The sequence below is a fragment of the Methylobacterium sp. Leaf88 genome (assembly GCF_001422795.1).
In the GTDB taxonomy this organism is placed as follows: domain Bacteria; phylum Pseudomonadota; class Alphaproteobacteria; order Rhizobiales; family Beijerinckiaceae; genus Methylobacterium.
The window spans coordinates 12,450-33,010 of the sequence record NZ_LMMK01000005.1; the positions used below are offsets into that span (position 1 = coordinate 12,450).

Here is a 20,561-nt window from a genome sequence, read left to right on the forward strand (position 1 = left end):
CGCGGCAGAACCGCCCCCCCACGATCAGGACGCCCTCGGACATCATGGAACGGCCCAGCGTCATCGTCGGCATCCACGGCTTGGCCAACAAGCCGCCGGTCGATGAGAAGACGCGCTGGTGGCGGGACGCCATCGCCGAGGGCCTGGCGCGCAACGAGGGCGTCGACGGCGCCGCGTTCACCTTCGCCTTCGTCTACTGGGCCGACCTGCGCTACGAGACGCCGCTGGCCAGCGACGACCTCGCCGAGCCCTACCGCCCCCAGGCGACCTCCGACCCCCTCCCCGCCGAGGAGGATGCACCGAGGCTGACGGGTCAGGACGTGCTGGCCACCCTGTATGCCGGGATCGACCGCATCGAGGGGCTGACGGGGGTCACCCTCGTCGACGACGTCATCCTGGAGCACCGCTTCGACGATCTCTGGCACTACCACGGCGAACGCGCCTTCGCGGCGGAGGTCCGGACCCGCCTGAGCGAGCGCCTCGCCGCATTTCGCGACCACCGCATCCTGCTGGTCGCCCATTCCATGGGCTCGGTGATCGCCTACGACGTCCTGCGGCAGCTGGAGCGCGACGCGCCGGACCTGCGCGTCGACCACCTGATCACGGTCGGCTCGCCCCTCGGTCTCGCGAAGGTGAAGATGAAGATCGCGAGCGAATTCGGCGCCACCCGGGTGCCGAACAACCTGAAGCATTGGACCAACCTCGCCGACGGCAACGACATCGCCACCGTCACCGGCACCCTGGCGGAGGATTACGCTCCCAGCGACACCGGGGTCGCCATCGCCGATCACCGGGTGGTGAACGATTACCGGCGGCCCACGGGCGAGGCGAACCACCACAAATCCTACGGCTACCTGCGCACGCCGGAGTTTTCGCGGATCGCGAGCGGGTTTCTGGAGACCGGGGCGGTCGGACGGCGTCGGTGACCGGCCGCCCCTGCGAGACGCAAAGGCGCTCCCTCTCCCAGAAGGAGACGAGACCCGCACAGGACGCCGGACGGGGGTTGGGAGGTCTTGCGACCACCGAAGGGAACCGGTCGTCCGGTCACGGCACTCCGCCCACGAAAAAGGGGACGCCGCGTGGCGTCCCCCAATCCGTCGGTTCTTGGCTGGCACTCAGCGCTGGCCGGCGTGGTCGCCGTCGCGCAGAGCGCCGGTCGGCTCCTGCACGTGGGCCTCGAGGAACCAGAGCTGCTTGTCGACGCCGCGCGACACCTCGGTGAGGAGGTCGGCGGTGCCGGCGTCACCGGCCTCGTCGGTGTCGTCGATGTTCTGACGCACCGCGTTGGCGTAGACGCCGTAGCGGTCGATCAGTGCGGCCAGGTGGTCGGCGATCGCGTAGGCGTCGAGGGGGTAGGCCTTCAGCTGCGAGGCCGATGCGACCGCCTGGGCGGTGCCGCGGGCGGTGCCGCCGAGCTGGGTGATGCGCTCCGCGACCTTGTCGTTGTAGTCGTCGAGCTCGGTCCGGAATCCGTCGAGCATCTCGTGGATGCCGATGAACTGCGGTCCCTTCAGGTTCCAGTGCGCCTGCTTCACGTCGAGGGCGAGGTCGATCCCGTCCGACAGGCGCGCGTTGAGCACCTCGATCGAAACCTTCTTCGCGTTGGACTTCGTACCGTTCTGGGTCTCGTGGAGACGCTGGTTTCCGGCTTGGGTCTTGGAATCGGCCATTCGGTTCGTCCTTCAAGTCTCATGGAAGGCGCGTCGCTCATCCCGCAGCCTGCGCGGTCGCGACGCCGAGCCTCCGATGTCGGCGGAACATGATCTCGGGCAGGCGGGATGCGCCGCCCGTGCGATCAGTCTGCCCCATCAACGACAGGCCCCGGCCCATGTTCCTGGCCCTGTGGTCGCGCATCCCTGATCTGCGGGGATCACACCCCGCGGCATGCGATTCCCGCATGGGCCGGCCGATCCGATCCGGCCCGAATCCCGCACGACCGGGCCGGCGCGGCACGGGCGGGCGGGCGATCGTCAACCATAAATTGGCTTTCGCGCCACCGGCGCGAACGGCCACGCTGAAACGGCGTTGGCCCCGGAGAGGCCGGACTGACAGTCCAAGGCGCTCCCCTGATCTTGAACGACGACTCTTTGTCGCTGGCCCGACCGCGAAACGACTCGCCGAGGGGCCCACAATTCGGGGCGATGCATGGTGGTCGACGGGTTCTGCCGCAACGCAATCAAACTTGGTAAGATCTTGGTGAACGGCAGTTTACAATGCTTGTCGTTCCGCGGTGTGAAATCTTAAAGGACACGCTGTTATTCTTGCAAAACACCGACGATCACGTCACGATCGTCTCGCTCTTCGCCGGCAGCCCCGCTGCCATTCTCCGTGGCTTGGCATCCTGCGATGATGGAACCAGAAGTCGCACAGCGTCGCCCGACCACAGCGCTTCCGGACCGGCGGGATACGCCCGCGGGCCCCGTCACGGCCGCGCCCCTGCGCATCCTCGTGGTTCACAACCGCTATCAGGTGCGCGGTGGCGAGGATTCGGTGGTGGCCCAGGAGGTGGCGAGCCTGCGCCGCGCCGGGCAGGTCGTGGAGACCCTGTTCTTCGACAATGCCGCGATCCGGACGGGCTGGGACCGGCTGCGCACCGCCTACGAAGCGCCGCACGCCCCGCGCGGGATCGCCGCCGTGGTGGAGGCCGTCCGCGCCTTCCGCCCCGACGTGGTGCACGCGCACAACGTCTTCCCGCAGGTGTCGCCGGGCATGCACGCCGCGGTCCGGGCCGAGGGGGTCGCCACCGTCCAGACCCTGCACAACTTCCGCGTGACCTGCGCCAACGGCATCCTCATGCGCGAGTCCCGCCCCTGCGAGGATTGCGTGACCGGCTCGCCCTACCAAGCGGTGCGTCACGCCTGCTATCGCGGGTCCCGCCTGGGGTCCCTGGCCGTGGCGCGGATGATCGACGTGCACCGGCGCGCCGGCACCTGGGAACGGGACGTCGACCGCTTCATCGCGCTGACGCCCTTCGCCCGTACCCGGTTCCTCGCCGCCGGGCTGCCGGAGAGCCGCATCCGCATCAAGCCCAACGGTTTGGCCGATCCGGGCCTCGACGCGCGCGGCCCCCGGGCCGGCATCCTGTTCGTCGGACGGCTCGTGCCCGAGAAGGGCGTCGGCACCCTGAGGGCGGCCGCGCGCCTGACCCGGGCCCCGATCACCGTCATCGGCGAAGGGCCCGAGGCGGACGCCCTCGCCCGCGAGCCCGGCCTGACCCTGCTCGGCCCGCAGGACCCCACGGCCGTGCAGGCCGCGATGGCGCGGGCGGCCGCCCTGGTGGTGCCCTCGCACTGGTACGAGGGCCTGCCGATGGTGATCGCCGAGGCGTTCAGCCTCGGCACCCCGGTGGTCGCCGCGCGCATCGGCGCCCTCGCCGACCTCGTGACGGAGGGCCGCACCGGCCTCCTCGTCCCGCCCCGCGATCCCGACGCCCTCGCCCAGGCTCTAGACCGGATCGTCGACGACCCGGACGCCGCGCGGGCGATGGGGCGCCACGCCCGCCTCGCCTACGAGCGCGACTGGACCGAGGACGCCGTCACCGCGCGCGCCCTCGCGATCTACCGCGAAGCCATCGCCACCCGTTCCGCCGCCATGCCCCGGGCTGCCGCATGACGCGCCCTTTGACTTCGCGCCCCCTGACTTCGCGCCCTCTCACACCGGACCATGACATGCCCGTGCGCGCCTGGGGCCACGACCCGGACGTCCCCCACTTCCTCCTCGGCGGCGTTCCGATCTCAATTACCGACATGGCCGGCCTGGTCGCCGCGCTCCGGCGCCGCCTGAGCCGGCAGGCTCCGGCGCCCGGGACCTTCGTGGTCTTCCGCGACGCCCACGGCATCGTGCGGGCGCAGGACGAGCCGGAGGTGCGCGCCGCCCACGACGCCGCCCTGCTGGTCTGCGCCGACGGGCGGCCCCTCGCCTGGGTCGGGCGCCTGCGCGGCCACACGGCCATCGCGCAGGTGCCGGGCATCGAATCCGTCGAGGCGGTGTGCCGCGCGGGACTCGAGGCGGGTTGGCGCCACTACTTCCTCGGCGGCGGGCCAGGGGTCGCCGAGAAGCTCGCTGCCGAGATGGCCCGGCGCGCGCCGGGTCTCGCCGTGGCGGGGGCCGAGACCCTGCCCTACCGGCCGCTCACGGAGCCCGAGGCCCAGGACCTCTACGCGCGCCTGCGCGCCAACGGCACCCAGATCCTCTGGATCGGCCTGAGCACGCCCAAGCAGGAGCTCTTCATGCAGGCGCACACGCCCGCCCTGCCCGGCGTCATCGCCATGGGGGTCGGGGCCGCCTTCGACGTGAACATCGGCACGATCCCGCGCGCGCCCCGGCTGATGACCTGGTGCGGCCTCGAATGGCTCTACCGGCTGATCCAGGAGCCCCGGCGCCTGCGCGCCCGCTACGCCCAGGTGGTGCCGCGCTTCCTCGCCATCGTGGCCCTCGACCGGGCCCGCTGCGCCAAGCGCGCCCCGCGCCCGGGCGGGGTCCGGCCGGTCTGAGACCGGGCGCCCCTCAGCCGAGTGCGGGGGCCAAAGCCGCGCGATAGGCCCCCGTCGCGGCCTTGAGGGAGAACCGCGCCAGGGCCGGGACGGCCCGGGTGCGATAGGTCGCGCGCCGGGCGGGATCGTCGAGGAGCGCCAGGGCCGCCTCGGCCCAGCCCGCCACCGTCAGGGGGCGGACCTCGCCGCAATCCCAGGCTGCCACGAGCTCGCGCGCCGCGCCCGAATGCGGCGAGGCCAGCACCGCCGCGCCGCTCTGCAGGGCCTCCTGCAGCACGATGCCCCAGACGTCGCCGCGGCTCGGGAACAGGAAGAGGCGCGCCGAGGCGTAGACGGCCCCGAGGTCGGCCTGCTGCACGAAGCCGTCGAACTGGGCCGCGATCCCGGCCGCCGCCAGCCGCGACTCCATCTCCGCCCGCAGGGGGCCGTCGCCCGCGACCCGGACCCGCAGGGTCCGGCCCCGGGCCTGGCAGGCGAGGACGACGTCGGTGAAGAAGCGCGCGCCCTTCACGTCCTCGTTCAGGATGCCGCAGAACAGGAGGTCGTAGGGGCGCTCCGTCTCCGGCGTCGTGGCGGCCGGGCCGGGCTCCCAGGCGGGGAAGAGCGGCGCCAGGGCGAGGCGGTCGGCGGGGAGGCCGTAGCCTTCGAGGAGCGCGAGGCTGCCGGCGCTCGCTCCGAGGCCGAAGCGCGCCCCCGGCACCAGCAGGCGCCGCATCGCCCGGTGCGGCCGCGAGCGCCGGCCCGGATCGGTCTCCGGCACCCCGTCGGTGCGCAGGCCGTAAGGCACCCCGAGCCACCGCGCCGCGGCGGCGGCCATCAGCATGGTGGGGGCGAAGTCGTTGACGACGACGAGGCTGGGCCGCAGGGCCGCGAGACGCGGCACGATGGCGGGGTTGATGTAGAGGTTGCTCACGGCGCTGCGGTACCAGCGCAGCCCCGGCACCACGGCGAAGCGATAGGCCTCGGGCTCGGGCATCTCCCAGTGCCGGGCCGCCTCCCGGGCGCTGCAGGCGAGGACGTGGAGCGGCCGGTCCAGGGTCGCTCCCAGGAACTCGTAGAGGCGGTGCATGTAGGGCGCGCGGGCGCCGATCACGATGACGACGGGTCCGTCGCGGCGCCCGGATGCGCGGCGGCTCATCGCGTGGATCATCGGGCGGCGCGCGTCGGCCCGCCCACGAGGGCATCGATCTGGTAGAGCCCCCAGGCGGGCTCGAGGACGTGGCGGGGCATCAGCAGCAGATCCTCCGGGCCCCGGGCCACGCCCCGGCGGGTGGTGTGGAAGCTGTGGTAGCCGGCGTCGCGGGCAAGGGCCGGGTCGCGGCCCGGGTCGAAGTCGGTGCCGGCCACGCCCCAGGGGCAGGCGAAGTGCCGGACCGGACGGCCGGTCATCGCCTCCAAGTCCCGGCGCGACCGACCCAGTTCCCCGGCGACCTCCGTCGCCGCGAGACGCCCGAGGTTGCGGTGGCTCGCCGAATGCGACCCGACGTCGAGCCCGGCGGCGAGCCAGTCGGCCACGGCGGCGCGGTCCATGTAGCCGGCCCGGTCCCCGCCGGGGGGCGCGTCGACCCAGTCGCTGACCAGGAACACAATCGCGGGGATTGACAGCGCCCGCAGCACGGGGAGCGCCACCCCGTGGGTGTCGGCGTAGCCGTCGTCGAAGCTGACGAGGAAGTGGCGGCCCTGCCCGGCCGTGCCGTTCGCGACGAGGTCGGCGGCCCGGTCCGCCGTGACGAACGTGCCGTGGCGGCCGAGGAAGCGCATCTGCCGGGCGAAGCCCGCCTGCTCGCCCGGCGCGACATGATGGTAGCACAGGGTGTAGAGACCCGCCGGCGCCGCCGCCATCGACCGGGACAGCGCCCGCACCCGCAGGGCCGCCTCGCGCAGGACGGGCGTGTCGCGGATGAAGTGTTCGAGCGTCCTCGGCATCCCGGGACGTTAGCAGCTTCGCGGCCGGGCGGCACGGACGGGACACCGATCCCCGGCAGCATTCGCCAACAGCGTTAAATTAAGGATCTTCGCAGTCTGGGCGGGAGATCTCCGGTCGGCAGGAAGGGATGACAAGCGTTTCGCCGTAGGAAGGCCCGTCCCCGCGAGGGATGCGTCGAGGACACGAGGCATGAAGCTCCAATGAGCGCGGCACTGAGCATCCGTCCCTGCCTGGATCCGGCCGTCTGGGACGAAGCGATCTGGGCTCTGCCGAACGGCAACGTCTTCGCCTCGTGGATGTGGGGCGCGTACAAGTCTCAGGTCGGCTGGGCCGTGACGCGTCTCATCGTGCGCGACGCCAGCGAGGCGCCGGTGGGGCTGATCCAGGTTCAGGTGAAGCGCCGGGGCTTCGTGCGGTTCGTCCTGCTCCAGGGCTGCCCGCTCCTCACCGAGAAGGGCGAGAAGCACGCCGAGGCGGTGGTCGCCCTCCTGCTGGAGCACCTCGCCCTCGGGCGCCTCGATCTCCTGGCGGTGAGCTTCGAGCACTTCCAGTCCGACGCCATCCTCCTCGCCCTGCTGGGCCACGGCTTCGTGCCGGCGCAGTCGGCCAAGTACTTCACCCTGGAACTCGACCTCACGGGGGGCACCGCGCCGCTCCTGCAGGCGATGGACCAGCGCTGGCGCAAGGCCCTGCGCAAGGCCGAGCGCAACCCGGATCTCACCACCCGCTTCCTCACCGACCTCGACGAGCGCCTCGCGGCCTTCGACGCGTTCTGGACGATGTACGGCGCGCTGCAGGCCCAGAAGGGATTCCGCGACAGCCTCGACGGACCGCTCTTCCGCGACCTCGTCGCGCGCGATCCCCATCACCGCATCCTGGAGGTGCGGGAGAAGGGCGAGCGGGTGCTGGTGCGGATCGCCCACGTCTCGGGTCGGCGCTTCACCGATTTCTACACGGCCTCGAACGACCGGGCCCGGGCCTGCGCCGCGCCCACCCTGGCGGTCTGGCGCTTCGTCGAGCAGGCCCATGCGGAGGGCCGCGAGACCTTCGACTTCGGCGGCATCGACCCGGCGGGCAACCGCGGCGTGTTCGAGTTCAAGCACGGCCTGAGCAAGCGGCCGGCCCTGAGCGGCCCGCGCTGGATCTATGGCCGCACCCCCCGCCTGCGGGATGCGGCGGCGGCGTTCCTGTCCTATCGCTGAGCGAGGCATCCCCCGGAGGTCGATGGTCCCGCAAGCTCCCGTGATCCAGCCCCTCGGCGACGAGGCCGGGCTCGTCGCCCGCGCGCGGCGCTTCGCCCGGCGTCCGGCCCTGGCCTCCCTGCTCGACCAGGCCGTCGTCAGCGGCTTCGGCTTCGTCAGCGGCATCGTCACCGCACGCCTCGTCGGCATCGAGGAATTCGGCCTCTTCGTCCTGATCCTGATCGTCACCGCCTTCGCGCAGGGGCTGCACAACGCCCTGGTGACCGCCCCGATGATGACGCTCGCGGCGCAGGGGCGCCGGTCGGCCCCGACCTACGACGCCACCGTCCTGGCCGCGGCCCTCCTGGCCGCCCTCGTCGCCGCCGCCGGGGTGGCCCTCGCCCTCGTGGGCATCTTCGCCCTGCGCCACCACGCTGTGGAGTGGGGCGTGGTCCTCGCCGGTGCCGGGCTCGCGCTGGCGCAGAACCTCCAGCTCACCGTCCGCCGGACGCTGTTCGCCCGGGGGCGCGGCCTCGTCGCCGTGGCGATGGACACCGCCCGCGCCGTCGCCTTCCCCCTGGTGCTCGGGGCGGCCTGGTGGGCGGGCCTGCCCCTCGACGCCGCCCTCGCCACCGCGGCCCTGGCGGGGACCGCCCTCGTCACCGCCGCCCCCCTCGCCTACGGGATCTGGCGCGCCCCCCGGCGCGCCCTGCGCCTCGGGCCGGTGGCGCGCCGGCACTGGGGCATCGGCCGCTGGATGTTCCCCCTGGTCTTCGTCACCTTCGGGCAGGAGCAGATGGCCTGGATCCTCGCCGGGATCATGCTCGGCGACGAGGCGATCGGCGGCCTGCGCGCGGCGCAGTACCTCGTGGGCTTCGTCATCATTTTGCTCACCGCCACGGAGAACATCCTGCCCACGGCGGCGGCGCGGGCCTACGAGACCGGCGGCGAGGGAGCCCTGCGCGCCTATCTCGAGAAGGCGACGCTGACCCTCGGCCCGGTCGTCGCCCTGCTCCTCCTCGCCATCGCGCTTCCGGCGGGGACCTGGCTCACCCTCGTCTTCGGACCGGCCTTCGCGGACTACGCCGCCAGCGTGCGGATCCTGGCGCTGGCGGTCGCCTGCATCTTCCTGCGCGATATGGTGACCCAGTATTTCCGGGCGATCCAGGAGACCGGCCCGGTCTTCCGCGCCTTCGTCGTCAGCCTGATCGTCTCCCTGGCGATCATGGTGCCGCTCATCGCCTATGACGGCATCACCGGCGCGGCCCTCGTCATCACGATCGGACACGCGGTGTCGGCGACCCACCTGATCCTGACCCTGCGCCGACGCTCGGCCCGGGGCGGCTGAGCCCCCGGCCGGACCCGTCGGAGACCCGCATCCGTCGGCGTCAGGCCGCCAGGGTCTTCATCCAGGAGAACAGGGGCGGCTGGGCCTCGCGGCCCATGCCGGACAAGGCCTCGCCCAGGCCCGTCTCCCGCGGCAGGACGCCGAAGCGCCGGCTGAAGGCGCGGCTGAACGCGCTCTGGCTGGAGAACCCGGTGGCGTAGGCCACGGACGAGACGCGCGGCGTCCCGCCGGGGGCGGTGAGCAGGCGCATGGCGCGCAACAGGCGCCGCTCGCGGATGTAGGCGGCGACCCCGCCCTCGGCCTCGAACAGGCGGTAGAGCTTCGAGCGGGAGAGGCCGAACCGGGCGAGGATCGCCTGGGCATCCAGGGCCTCCGAGCCCAATTCCGCCTCGATGAAGCGCCGGATCGCGATGCCGGTGAGCTGGTCCGCGGCACGGGCGGCGCCCTCCTCCGGCTGGAAGCAGGCGCTGCACAGGTGCGCGGCCGAACGGGCGAGGTGGTGGGCCTCGTGGGCGCTCAAACCCCCGGCACAGGCGGCGAGCCCGGACAGGAAGGTGTGGAACAGCCGGCGCACCGGCGTGCCGCCGTAATCGAGGGACTGGCCGTGCAGGCCCTCGATCGTCGCGCCGTGCTCGGCCAGGAGCGCGCGGGGCAGCATGATGTTGGTGGCGCAGACGGCCTCCGCCTCGGTCACCACCGGCTGGGCCATGTCGAAGACGACCAGCTGCCACGGCTTCACCGCGGCGGCCCGGCGCCCATTCGCCACCCTGCTCTGCCCGACCGTGTAGAACTGCAGGAGGATGTGGTCGATGCCCTGCTGCGCGATCATGCGGGCGTTGCGCTCCAGGCGCTGGACCGGCGCCGAGACGCTGCCGAGCAGCACGGACCCGAAATGGTAGGTCGTCAGGCCGAAGCCCGCCGACAGGTCGGCATCGCGGGCGACCGTCACCGCGTAGATCGACGCCAGATGCTCCTCCCAGGCGCGCGCCCACCGGTCCGGATCGGCGGGAAAGCGGAACCGGTCGCACGGGATCGCGGCGGCCTGATCGTCGGACGCGGGATTTTCGGATGCGGGATCTCCCGGAGCGGAATTCTCGGACATCGCATCTCGTTCGAGGGTCGGCGCCGCGTCGAGGGCCGTCGTGGACTGGGGACGCCCGCCGGACTCGCCCAGCCCCGGCCTATGTTGTGTCCGTACTTTCAAAGGGCAGGCTTAGACAAGCACAAGTTCGTCGAGAGGCCCGGCTCGTCGCGTCGCCATTGGAGGACATGGCCTCTTTGCTAGGATTCGCCGGCCGGCCGGGCCCTCCGTGTCGAGGTCGATGCCGGGCAAGCGGGCCGGGGCCGGTCGTCCACAAGCTTTTCCCCGCCTGTGTCTTCTGCGACCGAGAGTCGTCGAGACCGTTCGGCCGGCATTTACGATATTGTCGAAGTCCGGTCGCGTTTCGGGAGCAATTCACATCGATGAAACGCTTCACACCGGAAGTGTCGTCAGCGTCGGACCCGCAGGCCACCAGGGAGGAACACGCGTGCTGAACCTGTTTCTCGTCCTGGCGATCCCCGCCTGGTTCACGATGCTCTATCCCGTGGTCCGGCGCAGGCTCGCGGCGGCGGTTCGCCCGCTGGATGCCCGGCTCGTGCTGCCGATGGTCCTGGTCTGCACCTTCGCGTTCATGCCCCTGGTCTTCACGGTGCCGCGGGAAGACGGAAACGCGGTGCTGGAGGAAGGACTGAGCGCCTCCAACATCATCACCCTGGTGCTCACCGGACTGACCGGCCTCTACCTGTTCGGAAAGATCGCCCTCGACCGGCGGGTGGCGCTGCTGCCCTTCGCGATGCCCTACCTGCCCTTCACCCTGATGATCGGCGTGAACACGCTGAGCGCCGCCTGGTCGATCGTGCCGCCCTACACCCTCTATCGCAGCGCCGAACTGTTCATCTTCTATCACGCCTCGATCGTGATCTTCGACCGGACCGACATCGAGCGGCGCTTTGCCGACCTCCTGGCGATCATCACCGTGGCCTGGCTCGTCGCCGTGCTGCCGATCATCCTGGACAGCCTGGCGCACGGCATCGTGTTCTCGGCCGCCAAGAACAACATGATGCCCTTCGTCTGCGCGATGCTGGGCTTCCTGGTGATCTTCCGGCCGCCCGAGCGCCGGCGCCGGACCTACCTCGCCCTCGCCCTCGCGGGCTTCGTCATCGCGGGCTCGGCGGCCAGCACCGGCGCCCTCGTCGCGGTGGGCCCGGCCCTGCTGATGTCCTCGCGCCACGCCGTCCTGCGCCGCCTCGGCATCGCGGGCGCCCTCCTGGCCATCGTGGGCTTCGTCCTGCTGATGCTCGACCTCGCGGCCTTCCCGGCGCTCCTCGACCTCCTGGCCACGATCCTCCAGAAGCCCGCCATCGAGCTCGCCAACGGCACCGGGCGCTCGACCTTCTGGCCGACCTTCATCGCGGCGACCCAGGACCGGCTGGCCGGATCGGGCTTCTCGGCGGGCGACCGCTTCATCCAGCTCCTGATCCCCACCACCGCCCTGGCCGAGACCCTGGGGCGGGAGGACGTCTTCATCACCAGCTCGCACAACATGTTCCTCAGCGCCTGGGCCGGCACCGGGCTGATCGGCCTCGGCTTCGCCCTCGTGGTCCTGCTCACCACCTTGTCCTGGGGCATGAAGCTCGACCTCGGCGGGCGCCGCTTCGTGGCCGCCTCCGTGCTGATGCTGGTGCTCAACGGCATGACGACGCCGGGGATCTTCCAGGACTGGAACGTCAACGTCCTGGCGCTCGCGGGCCTGCTCGCCTTCATCCGCGTCCAGCTGCCGCCTGACGGGCGCGTGCCGGCCTATCCCCGCGCCCCGGCGCCCGCGCCGGTTGCGCGCCCGCCCGCCCCCGAGGCCGGCCTCCCGAGCACGTGGCGCATTTCATGAAACGCGCCCTCCACCCGGCGGCCTTCGGCGCGCGACGTGCCGAAATCAGCCGGATCGACCGACCGGGACGGGACTCGGCGGACCGCGGTGTCCCAGGGCGGGACACGGGCGGCCCCGGGCCCCAGCCCTCGCCGATTGCGTAACGGAAAGCGTCCATGGCTGTCATCGAACGCGCCCCCCCGGCGATCCTGCAGCACCTCGGTGCCGGCACCGAGCCGTCGCGCGAGTCGCTGCCCTGGTTCCTGGACATGAGCGAGGTCGGCCGCATCCTGCGCCGGCGCTGGCCGACCGTGATCCTGCCGATCCTCGTCCTCCTGGGCCTGGCGGCGGGCTACCTCTCCCTGCCCGCCCAGTACGCCGCGACGGTCCAGCTCCTCATCGACCCGCGCGGCCTCGCCGTGCTGAAGGACGAGGCCAACCCGCAGGGCCAGGCCAACGAATCCACCCTGCTCCTCGTGGACAGCCAGCTCCGGGTGCTGCAGTCGGACGACGTCCTGCGCAAGGTCGTGGCCATGCAGCACCTCGCCACCGACCCGGACTTCGTGGAGCCCGGCGCCCTCGACCGCTTCCGCGCCTGGGTGGGGCAGTTGCTCGGGCGCCCCGCCGAGCCCGAGGCCGACCCCGCCCTGACCGCCCTGCGGGCCCTGCGCGACCGGATGTCGGCCCGGCGCCTGGAGCGCAGCTTCGCGGTCGACGTCTCGGTCTCGTCCAACGACCGCGAGAAATCCGCCCGCCTCGCCCAGAGCATCGCCGAGACCTACCTCGCCACCGAGATCGGCACCCGCTCCGAGGCGATCCGCCGGGCGCGGGAGGGGCTGAACAGCCGCCTCGGCGAATTGCGCGACGGCGTCCAGCAGGCCGAGACCGCGGCCCAGGCCTTCCGCACGAAGAACAACCTCGTGGGCACGCGCACCCAGCTCGTCAGCGAGCAGCAGCTCGGCCAGCTCAGCGACCAGCTCGGCGCCGCCCGTGCCAAGGCCGCCGAGCAGCAGGCGAAGCTGCGCCAGATCGAGGGCGCCGCCGGCGGTGACCCGGCCAAGCTCGACTCGATCCAGGAGGTGCTGCAGTCGCAGACCATCGGGCAGCTGCGGAGCCAGCTCGCCCAGGCCGAGCGCCAGCGCGCCGACGCGGCCCTCAGCCTCGGCGAGCGTCACCCGGCGATGAACGCCTCCGACGTGCAGGTGCGCAGCGCCCGCAACCAGATCGACGCCGAGGTGAAGCGCATCGGCGCGGCCATCCGCAACGAGTACCGCGCCAGCCTCGCCAACGTCACCGAGCTCTCGCAGGCCCTGGAGAAGCGCAAGGCCGAGGCCCTGAAGGTCGGCGACAGCTTCGTGAAGCTGCGCGAGCTGGAGCGCCAGGTCGAGGCCCGGCGCGGGGTCTACGAGGCCTTCCTGGTGCGCACCCGCGAATTGCAGGAGCAGCAGCAGCTCGACACCTCCACCTCGCGCATCATCTCGCCGGCCCTGCCGCCGACCCGGCGCCAGGGGCCGACCGCCGCCCTCGTCCTCGCGGCCGCCCTCGTGGCGGGCCTCGGCCTCGGGATCGGCGGCAGCCTGATGGCCGAGCAGTTCAGCGGGCGCATCCGGTCGCGTACCCGCCTCGAAGCCCGGACCCAGCGCCTCGTCCTCGGGCTCCTGCCGACCCTGCCGCGCGGGGCCCGCAACGGGACGGACCGCCTGGGCAGCGGGCCCTACGAGGTCGCCATCACCCGCCTGCGCAACCGCCTGCGGCGCGACCTGCCGGCCAAGCGCCCGCACGTGATCGTGGTCACCTCCGCCGACGACGTCGCGGGCCGCTCGATGCTCGCCCTCGACTACGCCGCCTCGGCCGCCCAGGAGAACGAGCGCGTGCTCCTGGTCGACGCCTCCGCCGACGGCACCGTGACCCGCGAGGTCGGGCTGCCGCCCCGGCGGGGCGGGGCCCCGGTTCCGGGCCGATCCGACCTCTCCGACGTGCTGGTGCGCCACCGCTCGGGCCTCGCCCTCATCCCGCAGGACGGCCAGACCGCGCGCAGCGACCTGCGCCACTACGTCGACAGCATCCTGGGCACCCAGGACGCCTACGACCTCGTGGTGATCCATGTGGGCCTGATCGGGGCCGACGCCATCGCCGAGCGCCTTGCGGCCGATCCCCGGGTCACGGCGGTGCTCGTCACCGTCCGGCACGGACAGAGCCGCTATTCCACCCTCGACCGGGCGCTCGCGGCCATCGGCCCGTGCCCCTTCGTGGGCCTCGTGCTCACCGGGGCCGAGGCGCTCGACTGAGGCGCCGAAGCCCCCGTCAGGCGGGGGTGTCGGCGCCGAGGTGGCGGTCGAAATAGCCGATCGTGTGCATCAGCCCCTCGCGCAGCGACACGGTCGGCTCCCAATCGAGGAGCGCCTTGGCCTGGGCGATGTCGGGCCGGCGCTGGCGCGGATCGTCGGCGGGCAGCGGGCGGGCGACGATGCGCGACCGCGAGCCCGTCAGCGCGATCACCAGCTCGGCGAGCGCGCGGATCGAGAACTCGCCCGGATTGCCGAGGTTGATCGGGCCCGTCACGGAGGGGCCGGTCGCCATCAGGCGCAGGACGCCGTCGATGAGGTCGTCGACGTAGCAGAAGGCCCGGGTCTGCGAGCCGTCGCCGTAGAGCGTGATATCCTCGTTGCGCAGGGCCTGGACCACGAGGTTCGACACCACCCGCCCGTCGTTCGGGTGCATGCGCGGGCCGTAGGTGTTGAAGATCCGCGCCACCTTGATCGAGAGCTTGTGCTGTCGGTGGTAGTCGAAGAACAGCGTCTCGGCGCAGCGCTTGCCCTCGTCGTAACAGGAGCGATGCCCGATCGGGTTGACCCGGCCCCAATACTCCTCCGGCTGCGGATGCACCTCGGGGTCGCCGTAGACCTCGCTGGTCGAAGCCTGGAAGATCTTGATCTTCAGGCGCTTGGCCAGCCCCAGCATGTTGATCGCCCCGATGACGCTGGTCTTGGCCGTCTGCACCGGATCGAACTGGTAGTGCACAGGCGAGGCGGGACAGGCGAGATTGTAGATCTCGTCCACCTCGACGTAGAGCGGAAAGGTCACGTCGTGGCGCATGAACTCGAAGCGGGGATTGTCGAGCAGCGACGCGATGTTGCGGCGGGACCCGGTGAAGAGGTTGTCGACGCAGAGCACCTCGTGGCCCTGCTCCAGCAGGCGCTCGCAGAGGTGGGAGCCCAGGAAGCCCGCCCCGCCGGTGACCAGCACCGTCTTCGTCTCGCCGTATCGCATGCCGGATCCGAACCGCCTCGCATTGCAGGATGATGCCGTCGTGGTCGCCGGGGTTCGGCGCGCGCGACCCGAAGGCGCAGCGGGGCCGCGATCATGGGGCGTCCGCCACCATATCGACCCGCGCGACCGATGTCTCCGCGGCGAACGCGGCCGCGCAGGACCCGATGCGTCCCGGCCGGAGACCGACCGGGGGCCGCCCGCGGTTCGGGGCTATCGTTCCGCCGGGGACGGAGGAGAGGGGGCGAGCCGCGCGTCGCGGTCCAGCCGCGCGAGATCCGCCTGCCGCACCACCGCGCCCGCCGCGTCGAGCACCGTGCCGAAGCGCGCCGCGCCCTGTGCGGGGGCGTCGGCGGGCAGGCGCAGGCCGTCCGGGCCGCGATTGCCGGACCGGACCTGCTCGTCGGCCCGGGCGCCGTCGCCGAACCGGAACGGGGCGCTGTCCAGGAAGACGTTCCCGGTCAGGCTGTTGCGCGCCGCCGCCGGATCGTCCTGGAGGATCGTGGCGAGGCCGGGATAGCGGGCGCGCCAGAGCTTGGAGCCGACCGGCATCGCCGCGAAGGCCGCCCGCAGCTCCGATTGCGGGTCGGCGATCGCGTCCCGGGCCCAGGTCCGGCCGCGGGCATCGACGTGAATGGCCGGGCTCGAGTCCACGAACAGGTTGTCGACGATGCGGTTATCGCGGCCGCCGCCGAGGAAGACGGGCTGGTCGACCCGGACGAACAGGTTGTCCCGCACGGTGACACCGCTCGCCATGTCGTCGAGATAGACGCCCTTGATCTCGAAGCCCGGCGCGGCGCGGATGTCGTGCAGGTAGTTGTGCTCGATCACCGTGCCGCGGGCGGTCCAGTCCCGGCCGGAATAGATCGCGCCGCTGTCCGTCGAGCCGGACAGGACCCGGGCGATCTCGTTCCAGGCGACCCGGTGGTCGTTGCCGCGCAAGTGGATGGCGTACTCGTCGGTGTCGTGGATGTAGTTGCCCTCCACCACCTGGCCCACGCCGTCGAGGGTGATCGCCGGGCTCTGGGTCCGTGCCACCTGGGCGTAGTCGCGGATCCGGCAATCCCGCACGAAGAGCCCGGCCGGGGTCAGGCTGGCCCGGTCCCCGCCCGACAGGCGCAGGGCGCCGATACCCGTTTCCGCCACGTTGCTGCGCTCGAGGCCGCTGGCGGTCGCGCGCGCGATCGACAGGGCCCGGCCGGGGGTCCGGCGCAGATTCACGCCGGACAGGACGACGTCGGTCGCGTCCGCGACCTGGACGAGGTCGCCGCGCGCCTGTTCGAGGGTCAGCCCTTCGAGACGCAGGTGCGACGCGCCCTCCACCGCCAGCAAGGTGTCGGTCACCGCCACCTCCGGCGCGGCGGCGGGATCGCGCGGCCAGACCAGGAGGACGCCCCAGCCCACGTCCCGCCACCATTCGCCGGGCGCATCGAGTTCGGCGAGCGCGTGGACGATGCGGTAGCGGGCGCCCCGGGCGATGCCCTCATAGGGCCAATCCCCGAGGGTCAGGCGCTTGGCCGCTCCATCGAGGCCGACCACCGGAAAGGCCTCGAGCAGCCAGTCCCAGTGCCAGTAGCCCTCGGCCCACAGGTCGGGCTCGCCGCGCCAGCCGGCCGCGCGGCCGTCCGAGGTGGTGAAGCCGGCCGCGTCGTCGGAGGCGGCCGCCACCTTCGCCCAGCCGGCATTCGGCCAGCGCGCCGGCCAGAGCGCCCCGGCCCCGTCGAAGACGGCGAGGTTCACCCGGGCGTCGCGCTGCGCGAGGGTGCGGGGTTCCTGGATACGGGGTTCGAGGCCGGCCGCCGCCGGCAGCCGATAGGCGCGGACCTGGGTCCGGGCGGATGGGGGCAGGCGCGCGAGGAGATCGGCGGGAATGCCGCCGGGGGCGAACTGCAGGGGAATGGAGCCGACGAGGCGGCTGGTGCCGTCCGGGCTGCCGCGCACCACCAGGGGGGCAGCGGCCGTGCCGCCATCCTGGGGACCGAACCGGACGGGCTCGGCAAGGCGGTGCAGGCCCGGCGCGAGGACGATCTCGACTGCGCGACGCGGATCGGATCGGCGCCAAGCCTTTTGCCAAGTGCGGCGCAGGGCCAGGGCTTCCGGCAGGGTGGCGACGACGGCGTGACCGACGGCGCGCTTCGGAGCGGCTGCTCTGGACTGGGGATCGACCGTGATGACGACGGGCTCGGCCGCGAGGGCCACGCCCGGGGTCGCGGAGAGGAGGATAGCCGCGAGGCCGGCCCGGAGACGGGACGCGACGGCGTTCCGTCGCTTGCCCGCGTTCCGACGGGTCCACGTGCGCTTGGCCGAAGTCCGGTTGCCTCGCTCCAAGCGGCGCCCCTTGATTCACCGGCACCCCAACGACGGGATGTCGGTCGGGACGCCTCGGTGATCTTAGGCGGTCGGGTAGGAGAACACACCCACCGACTTGTGGAACTGCACGGTCTCGCGCACCCGGTGGCGGCGGGCCTTGTCGAGCAGGCGGCTGTCCAGGCGGTCGCCGCCGATATCGGCGAACTGCTGGTCGGTCAGGTCGGCGATCTGGCGCGCCGAGGCGTTCTCCTTCCAAGAGGAACGGATGTGGTTGAGGATCGCGTGTACCATGGGAGTCTGGGTCCGAAACGGTTCGTGCCACGGGGTCTGTCGCCCCGTCGCCATGCCCCTGATGTAGGCGTCGCCGCAGCGCAGCACGAGGGCTGAGGCGGCCGGTCTGCTATGCAGGGTGGACATGAAACGGGCAGGGATTGCCCAAGCCTTGGGCAAACCGATCCTAAATCCCTCTTGACGCTGGGTTTCTTCGGCCTGACGCCAAACCCGCCCAACGCCCCCTGCCCAAGGCTCCGGCAAAGCCAGCACCGCCCGTGTGCGGTGCAGCACGGATGTCCCGGAACTGGACACCGTCTGCCGGCGAGCCCCCCTACTCGGCGGCCGCCTCGTAGGGCTGCGCGGCCAGGCCGTCGGCGAGGAAGCCGCCGGACTGGCGCTGCCACAGGCGCGCATAGAGTCCCCCACCGGCGATCAGCTCGGCATGGGTGCCCTCCTCGATGACCCGTCCGGAATCGAGGACGATGAGGCGGTCGAGGGCCGCGATGGTCGAGAGCCGGTGGGCGATGGCCAGCACCGTCTTGCCCTCCATTAGGGTGTCGAGGCTCTCCTGGATCGCCGCCTCCACCTGCGAATCGAGGGCCGAAGTCGCCTCGTCGAGGATCAGGATCGGCGCATCCTTGAGGATCACCCGCGCGATGGCGATGCGCTGGCGCTGGCCGCCCGAGAGCTTCACGCCGCGCTCGCCCACCTGGGCGTCGTAGCCGGTGCGGCCCTTGTGGTCGACGAGATCGCGGATGAACGTGTCGGCCTGAGCCAGCCGCGCGGCGCGCTCGACCTCGGCCTGGGTGGCGTCGGGGCGGCCATACGCGATGTTGTCGCGGATGGAGCGGTGCAGCAGCGAGGTGTCCTGGGTCACCATGGCGACGGCGCTGCGCAGGGACCCCTGGGTTACGCCGGCGATGTCCTGGCCGTCCACCAGGATACGCCCGCTTTCGAGGTCGTGCAGGCGCAGCAGGAGGGCGGTGATCGTGGTCTTGCCGGCGCCGCTGACGCCGACGAGGCCGACCTTCTCGCCCGGCCGGATGTGCAGGTTCAGGCCCTCGATGATCGCGGCGTCGTCGCGGCCGTAATGGAAGCTGACGTTCTCGAAGCGGATGTCGCCGCCCGTCACCGCCAGGGTCCCGGCATCGGGCCGGTCGGTGATGGCGTGCGGACGGGCGATCGTCTGCATGCTCTCCTGGATGACGCCGACATTCTCGAAGATGCCCCGCACGGTCTGCATCACCCAGCCCGACATCGCCATCAGGCGCAGGACCAGGGCGAGCCCGGCCGAGGCCTCGCCGGTGGTCATGCCGCCGCGCTGCCACAGGATCACGCAGACGCTGGCGGTGGCGAGGATCAGCAGGCTGTTGAGGAGGCCGAGCAGGGTCGTGGTGCTGCTCACCAGGCGGAACTGGTGCAGGTAGGCTTTGGTGTGGACGTCGACGGCGTCGCGCACCGCCGCACGCTCCTCGCGGTCGCGGGCGAAGAGCTTCACCGTCAGGATGTTGGTGTAGCTGTCGACGATGCGCCCGATCAGGGCCGAGCGGGTGTCGGCGGTGAGCAGCGAGCGGGACCGGGCCCGGGGCACGAACCAGCGGGTCAGGGCGGCGTAGGCCGCGATCCAGAGCACCACCGGCAGGGCGAGCCACAGGGAGATCGAGCCGAACAGGCCGACCGCCGTGACCGCGTAGATCGCGACGTAGAGCAGCGTGTCGATGAAGACGACGGCGAGCTCGCGTACCGCCGGGCCCACCTGCACCACCCGGTTGGCGAGGCGCCCGGCGAAATCCGCCTGGAAGTACGAGAGCGAGTGACCGAGGGTGTAGAGGTGCGTGCGCCAGCGGATCTGGTTCGTCGCCTGCGGCACGATGAGCTGGTTCGAGAGGATCTCGTGCAGCCAGATCGTGATGGGGCGCACCACCAGCAGGAGGCCGGCCGCCAGCATCAGGCCGGTGCCGTGCTCCTGCCACAGGGTGGCGCGGTCGGCCTTGTTCAGGAGGTCGATGAACCAGCCCATGAGCAGGTAGAGGGAGGCCTCCACCGACCCGGCCAGCACCGCCACCACGAACAGGATCGCCAGGGCGCCGCGGATCGGCCGGAGGTAGAAGCCCGCGAAGCCGAGGACGGATTTCGGCGGCATGCGGCCGTCGTCGAACGGCGCGAAGGTGTCGATCCGGCGCTCGAGCCAATCGAGAAACATGAGACCATCCGGTTGCTGCAGCGCACGCTTAACTATGCCGCCTTGACCGCCTGCCAACCGGGGGGCGATGCCGCACGGACCCGCCCGCCCCCATCCTGAGACGCCGCCGATGCTCCGCCTCGCCCTCTACCAGCCCGACATCCCGCAGAACACCGGCACCCTCCTGCGTCTCGCCGCCTGCCTCGGAGCCGCCGTCGAGATCATCGAGCCCGCCGGGTTCGATGTCTCCGACCGGCACCTGCGCCGCGCGGGCCTCGACTACCTCGACCGCGTCGCCGTCACCCGCCACCGCTCCTGGGACGCGTTCTCGGAGTGGCGCCGGGCGGAGACCATCCGCCTCGTCCTCGCCACCACGCAGGGCGCCCTGCCCTACACCGACTTCGCCTACCGGGACGGCGACTGCCTGCTGATGGGCCGGGAATCGGCCGGCGTACCCGAGGCCGTCCACGCCGCGGCGGATGCCCGGGTGGTGGTGCCGATCCGGGCCGACCTGCGCTCCCTCAACGTCGCGGTCTGCGCCGCGATGATCCTGGGCGAGGCCCTGCGCCAGACCGGCGGCTTCCCACGGTCGGATTGAACGCTGTGCAATCGCGCACTTGAACAGTGTTCAAACCATGCGACAACCGGGGGGTGAACCGCAACCACCGACCCGG

At 71.9% G+C, this 20,561-nt stretch carries 16 protein-coding genes; 8 read left to right on the plus strand and 8 right to left on the minus strand.

The features are described 5' to 3' along the window. The first annotated feature begins 44 nt into the window (after window positions 1-44). A complete protein-coding gene (locus tag ASF20_RS03230) occupies window positions 45-926 on the plus strand; it encodes a hypothetical protein (RefSeq protein WP_056270737.1) in 882 nt (293 codons plus the stop codon). Window positions 927-1,115: 189 nt separating this feature from the next. On the opposite strand, the gene dps is transcribed toward ASF20_RS03230, so the two are convergent. Continuing rightward, complete coding sequence (dps, locus tag ASF20_RS03235) at window positions 1,116-1,670, minus strand: DNA starvation/stationary phase protection protein Dps (protein WP_056270740.1); 555 nt, start codon at window positions 1,668-1,670, stop codon at window positions 1,116-1,118. A 676-nt stretch (window positions 1,671-2,346) separates the two neighbouring features. Between dps and ASF20_RS03240 the strand changes: the two genes are divergently transcribed. Both ASF20_RS03240 and ASF20_RS03245 read left to right on the plus strand, forming a co-directional pair. Continuing rightward, complete coding sequence (locus tag ASF20_RS03240) at window positions 2,347-3,612, plus strand: glycosyltransferase family 4 protein (protein WP_244472733.1); 1,266 nt, start codon at window positions 2,347-2,349, stop codon at window positions 3,610-3,612. A gap of 56 nt (window positions 3,613-3,668) precedes the next feature. After that, window positions 3,669-4,493 carry a WecB/TagA/CpsF family glycosyltransferase gene (locus ASF20_RS03245; protein ID WP_056212444.1) on the plus strand — a complete coding sequence of 275 codons (825 nt, stop codon included), beginning with the start codon at window positions 3,669-3,671 and terminating at the stop codon, window positions 4,491-4,493. Between the two features lie 13 nt (window positions 4,494-4,506). On the opposite strand, the gene ASF20_RS03250 is transcribed toward ASF20_RS03245, so the two are convergent. Together ASF20_RS03250 and ASF20_RS03255 are read right to left on the minus strand one after the other, a co-directional pair. After that, window positions 4,507-5,631, minus strand: coding sequence for a glycosyltransferase family 4 protein (locus tag ASF20_RS03250; protein WP_056271043.1), 1,125 nt, complete (start codon window positions 5,629-5,631; stop codon window positions 4,507-4,509). A gap of 8 nt (window positions 5,632-5,639) precedes the next feature. Then, a complete protein-coding gene (locus tag ASF20_RS03255; RefSeq protein ID WP_056212446.1) occupies window positions 5,640-6,419 on the minus strand; it encodes a polysaccharide deacetylase family protein in 780 nt (259 codons plus the stop codon). A 201-nt stretch (window positions 6,420-6,620) separates the two neighbouring features. On the opposite strand from ASF20_RS03255, the gene ASF20_RS03260 reads away from it, so the two are divergent. Then, window positions 6,621-7,622, plus strand: coding sequence for a GNAT family N-acetyltransferase (locus ASF20_RS03260; protein WP_056270742.1), 1,002 nt, complete (start codon window positions 6,621-6,623; stop codon window positions 7,620-7,622). Between the two features lie 22 nt (window positions 7,623-7,644). Further along, window positions 7,645-8,949 (plus strand): lipopolysaccharide biosynthesis protein, encoded by a 1,305-nt coding sequence (locus ASF20_RS03265; RefSeq protein ID WP_056270745.1) that lies wholly within the window; start codon window positions 7,645-7,647, stop codon window positions 8,947-8,949. 40 nt (window positions 8,950-8,989) lie between these two features. On the opposite strand, the gene ASF20_RS03270 is transcribed toward ASF20_RS03265, so the two are convergent. Continuing rightward, the gene (locus ASF20_RS03270) at window positions 8,990-10,051 is read right to left on the minus strand and encodes a helix-turn-helix domain-containing protein (protein WP_056270748.1); all 1,062 of its coding nucleotides are present in this window, start codon (window positions 10,049-10,051) and stop codon (window positions 8,990-8,992) included. A 427-nt stretch (window positions 10,052-10,478) separates the two neighbouring features. Between ASF20_RS03270 and ASF20_RS03275 the strand changes: the two genes are divergently transcribed. Together ASF20_RS03275 and ASF20_RS03280 are read left to right on the plus strand one after the other, a co-directional pair. Beyond that, a complete protein-coding gene (locus ASF20_RS03275) occupies window positions 10,479-11,876 on the plus strand; it encodes an O-antigen ligase family protein (protein WP_056270752.1) in 1,398 nt (465 codons plus the stop codon). A 155-nt stretch (window positions 11,877-12,031) separates the two neighbouring features. Continuing rightward, window positions 12,032-14,143, plus strand: coding sequence for an exopolysaccharide transport family protein (locus ASF20_RS03280; protein WP_056270755.1), 2,112 nt, complete (start codon window positions 12,032-12,034; stop codon window positions 14,141-14,143). A gap of 16 nt (window positions 14,144-14,159) precedes the next feature. On the opposite strand, the gene ASF20_RS03285 is transcribed toward ASF20_RS03280, so the two are convergent. The 4 genes from ASF20_RS03285 to ASF20_RS03305 form a co-directional block, all read right to left on the minus strand. Next, window positions 14,160-15,125, minus strand: a complete 966-nt coding sequence (locus ASF20_RS03285) for a UDP-glucuronic acid decarboxylase family protein (protein ID WP_056270757.1) — start codon at window positions 15,123-15,125, stop codon at window positions 14,160-14,162. Between the two features lie 210 nt (window positions 15,126-15,335). Then, window positions 15,336-17,321 carry a right-handed parallel beta-helix repeat-containing protein gene (locus tag ASF20_RS03290; protein ID WP_056270760.1) on the minus strand — a complete coding sequence of 662 codons (1,986 nt, stop codon included), beginning with the start codon at window positions 17,319-17,321 and terminating at the stop codon, window positions 15,336-15,338. Between the two features lie 192 nt (window positions 17,322-17,513). Then, complete coding sequence (locus tag ASF20_RS03300) at window positions 17,514-17,723, minus strand: hypothetical protein (RefSeq protein WP_056212464.1); 210 nt, start codon at window positions 17,721-17,723, stop codon at window positions 17,514-17,516. Between the two features lie 313 nt (window positions 17,724-18,036). Continuing rightward, window positions 18,037-19,908 carry an ABC transporter ATP-binding protein gene (locus ASF20_RS03305; protein WP_056270766.1) on the minus strand — a complete coding sequence of 624 codons (1,872 nt, stop codon included), beginning with the start codon at window positions 19,906-19,908 and terminating at the stop codon, window positions 18,037-18,039. Window positions 19,909-20,017: 109 nt separating this feature from the next. Between ASF20_RS03305 and ASF20_RS03310 the strand changes: the two genes are divergently transcribed. Next, window positions 20,018-20,485 (plus strand): tRNA (cytidine(34)-2'-O)-methyltransferase, encoded by a 468-nt coding sequence (locus tag ASF20_RS03310; protein WP_056270768.1) that lies wholly within the window; start codon window positions 20,018-20,020, stop codon window positions 20,483-20,485. The last annotated feature ends 76 nt before the right edge of the window (window positions 20,486-20,561 follow it).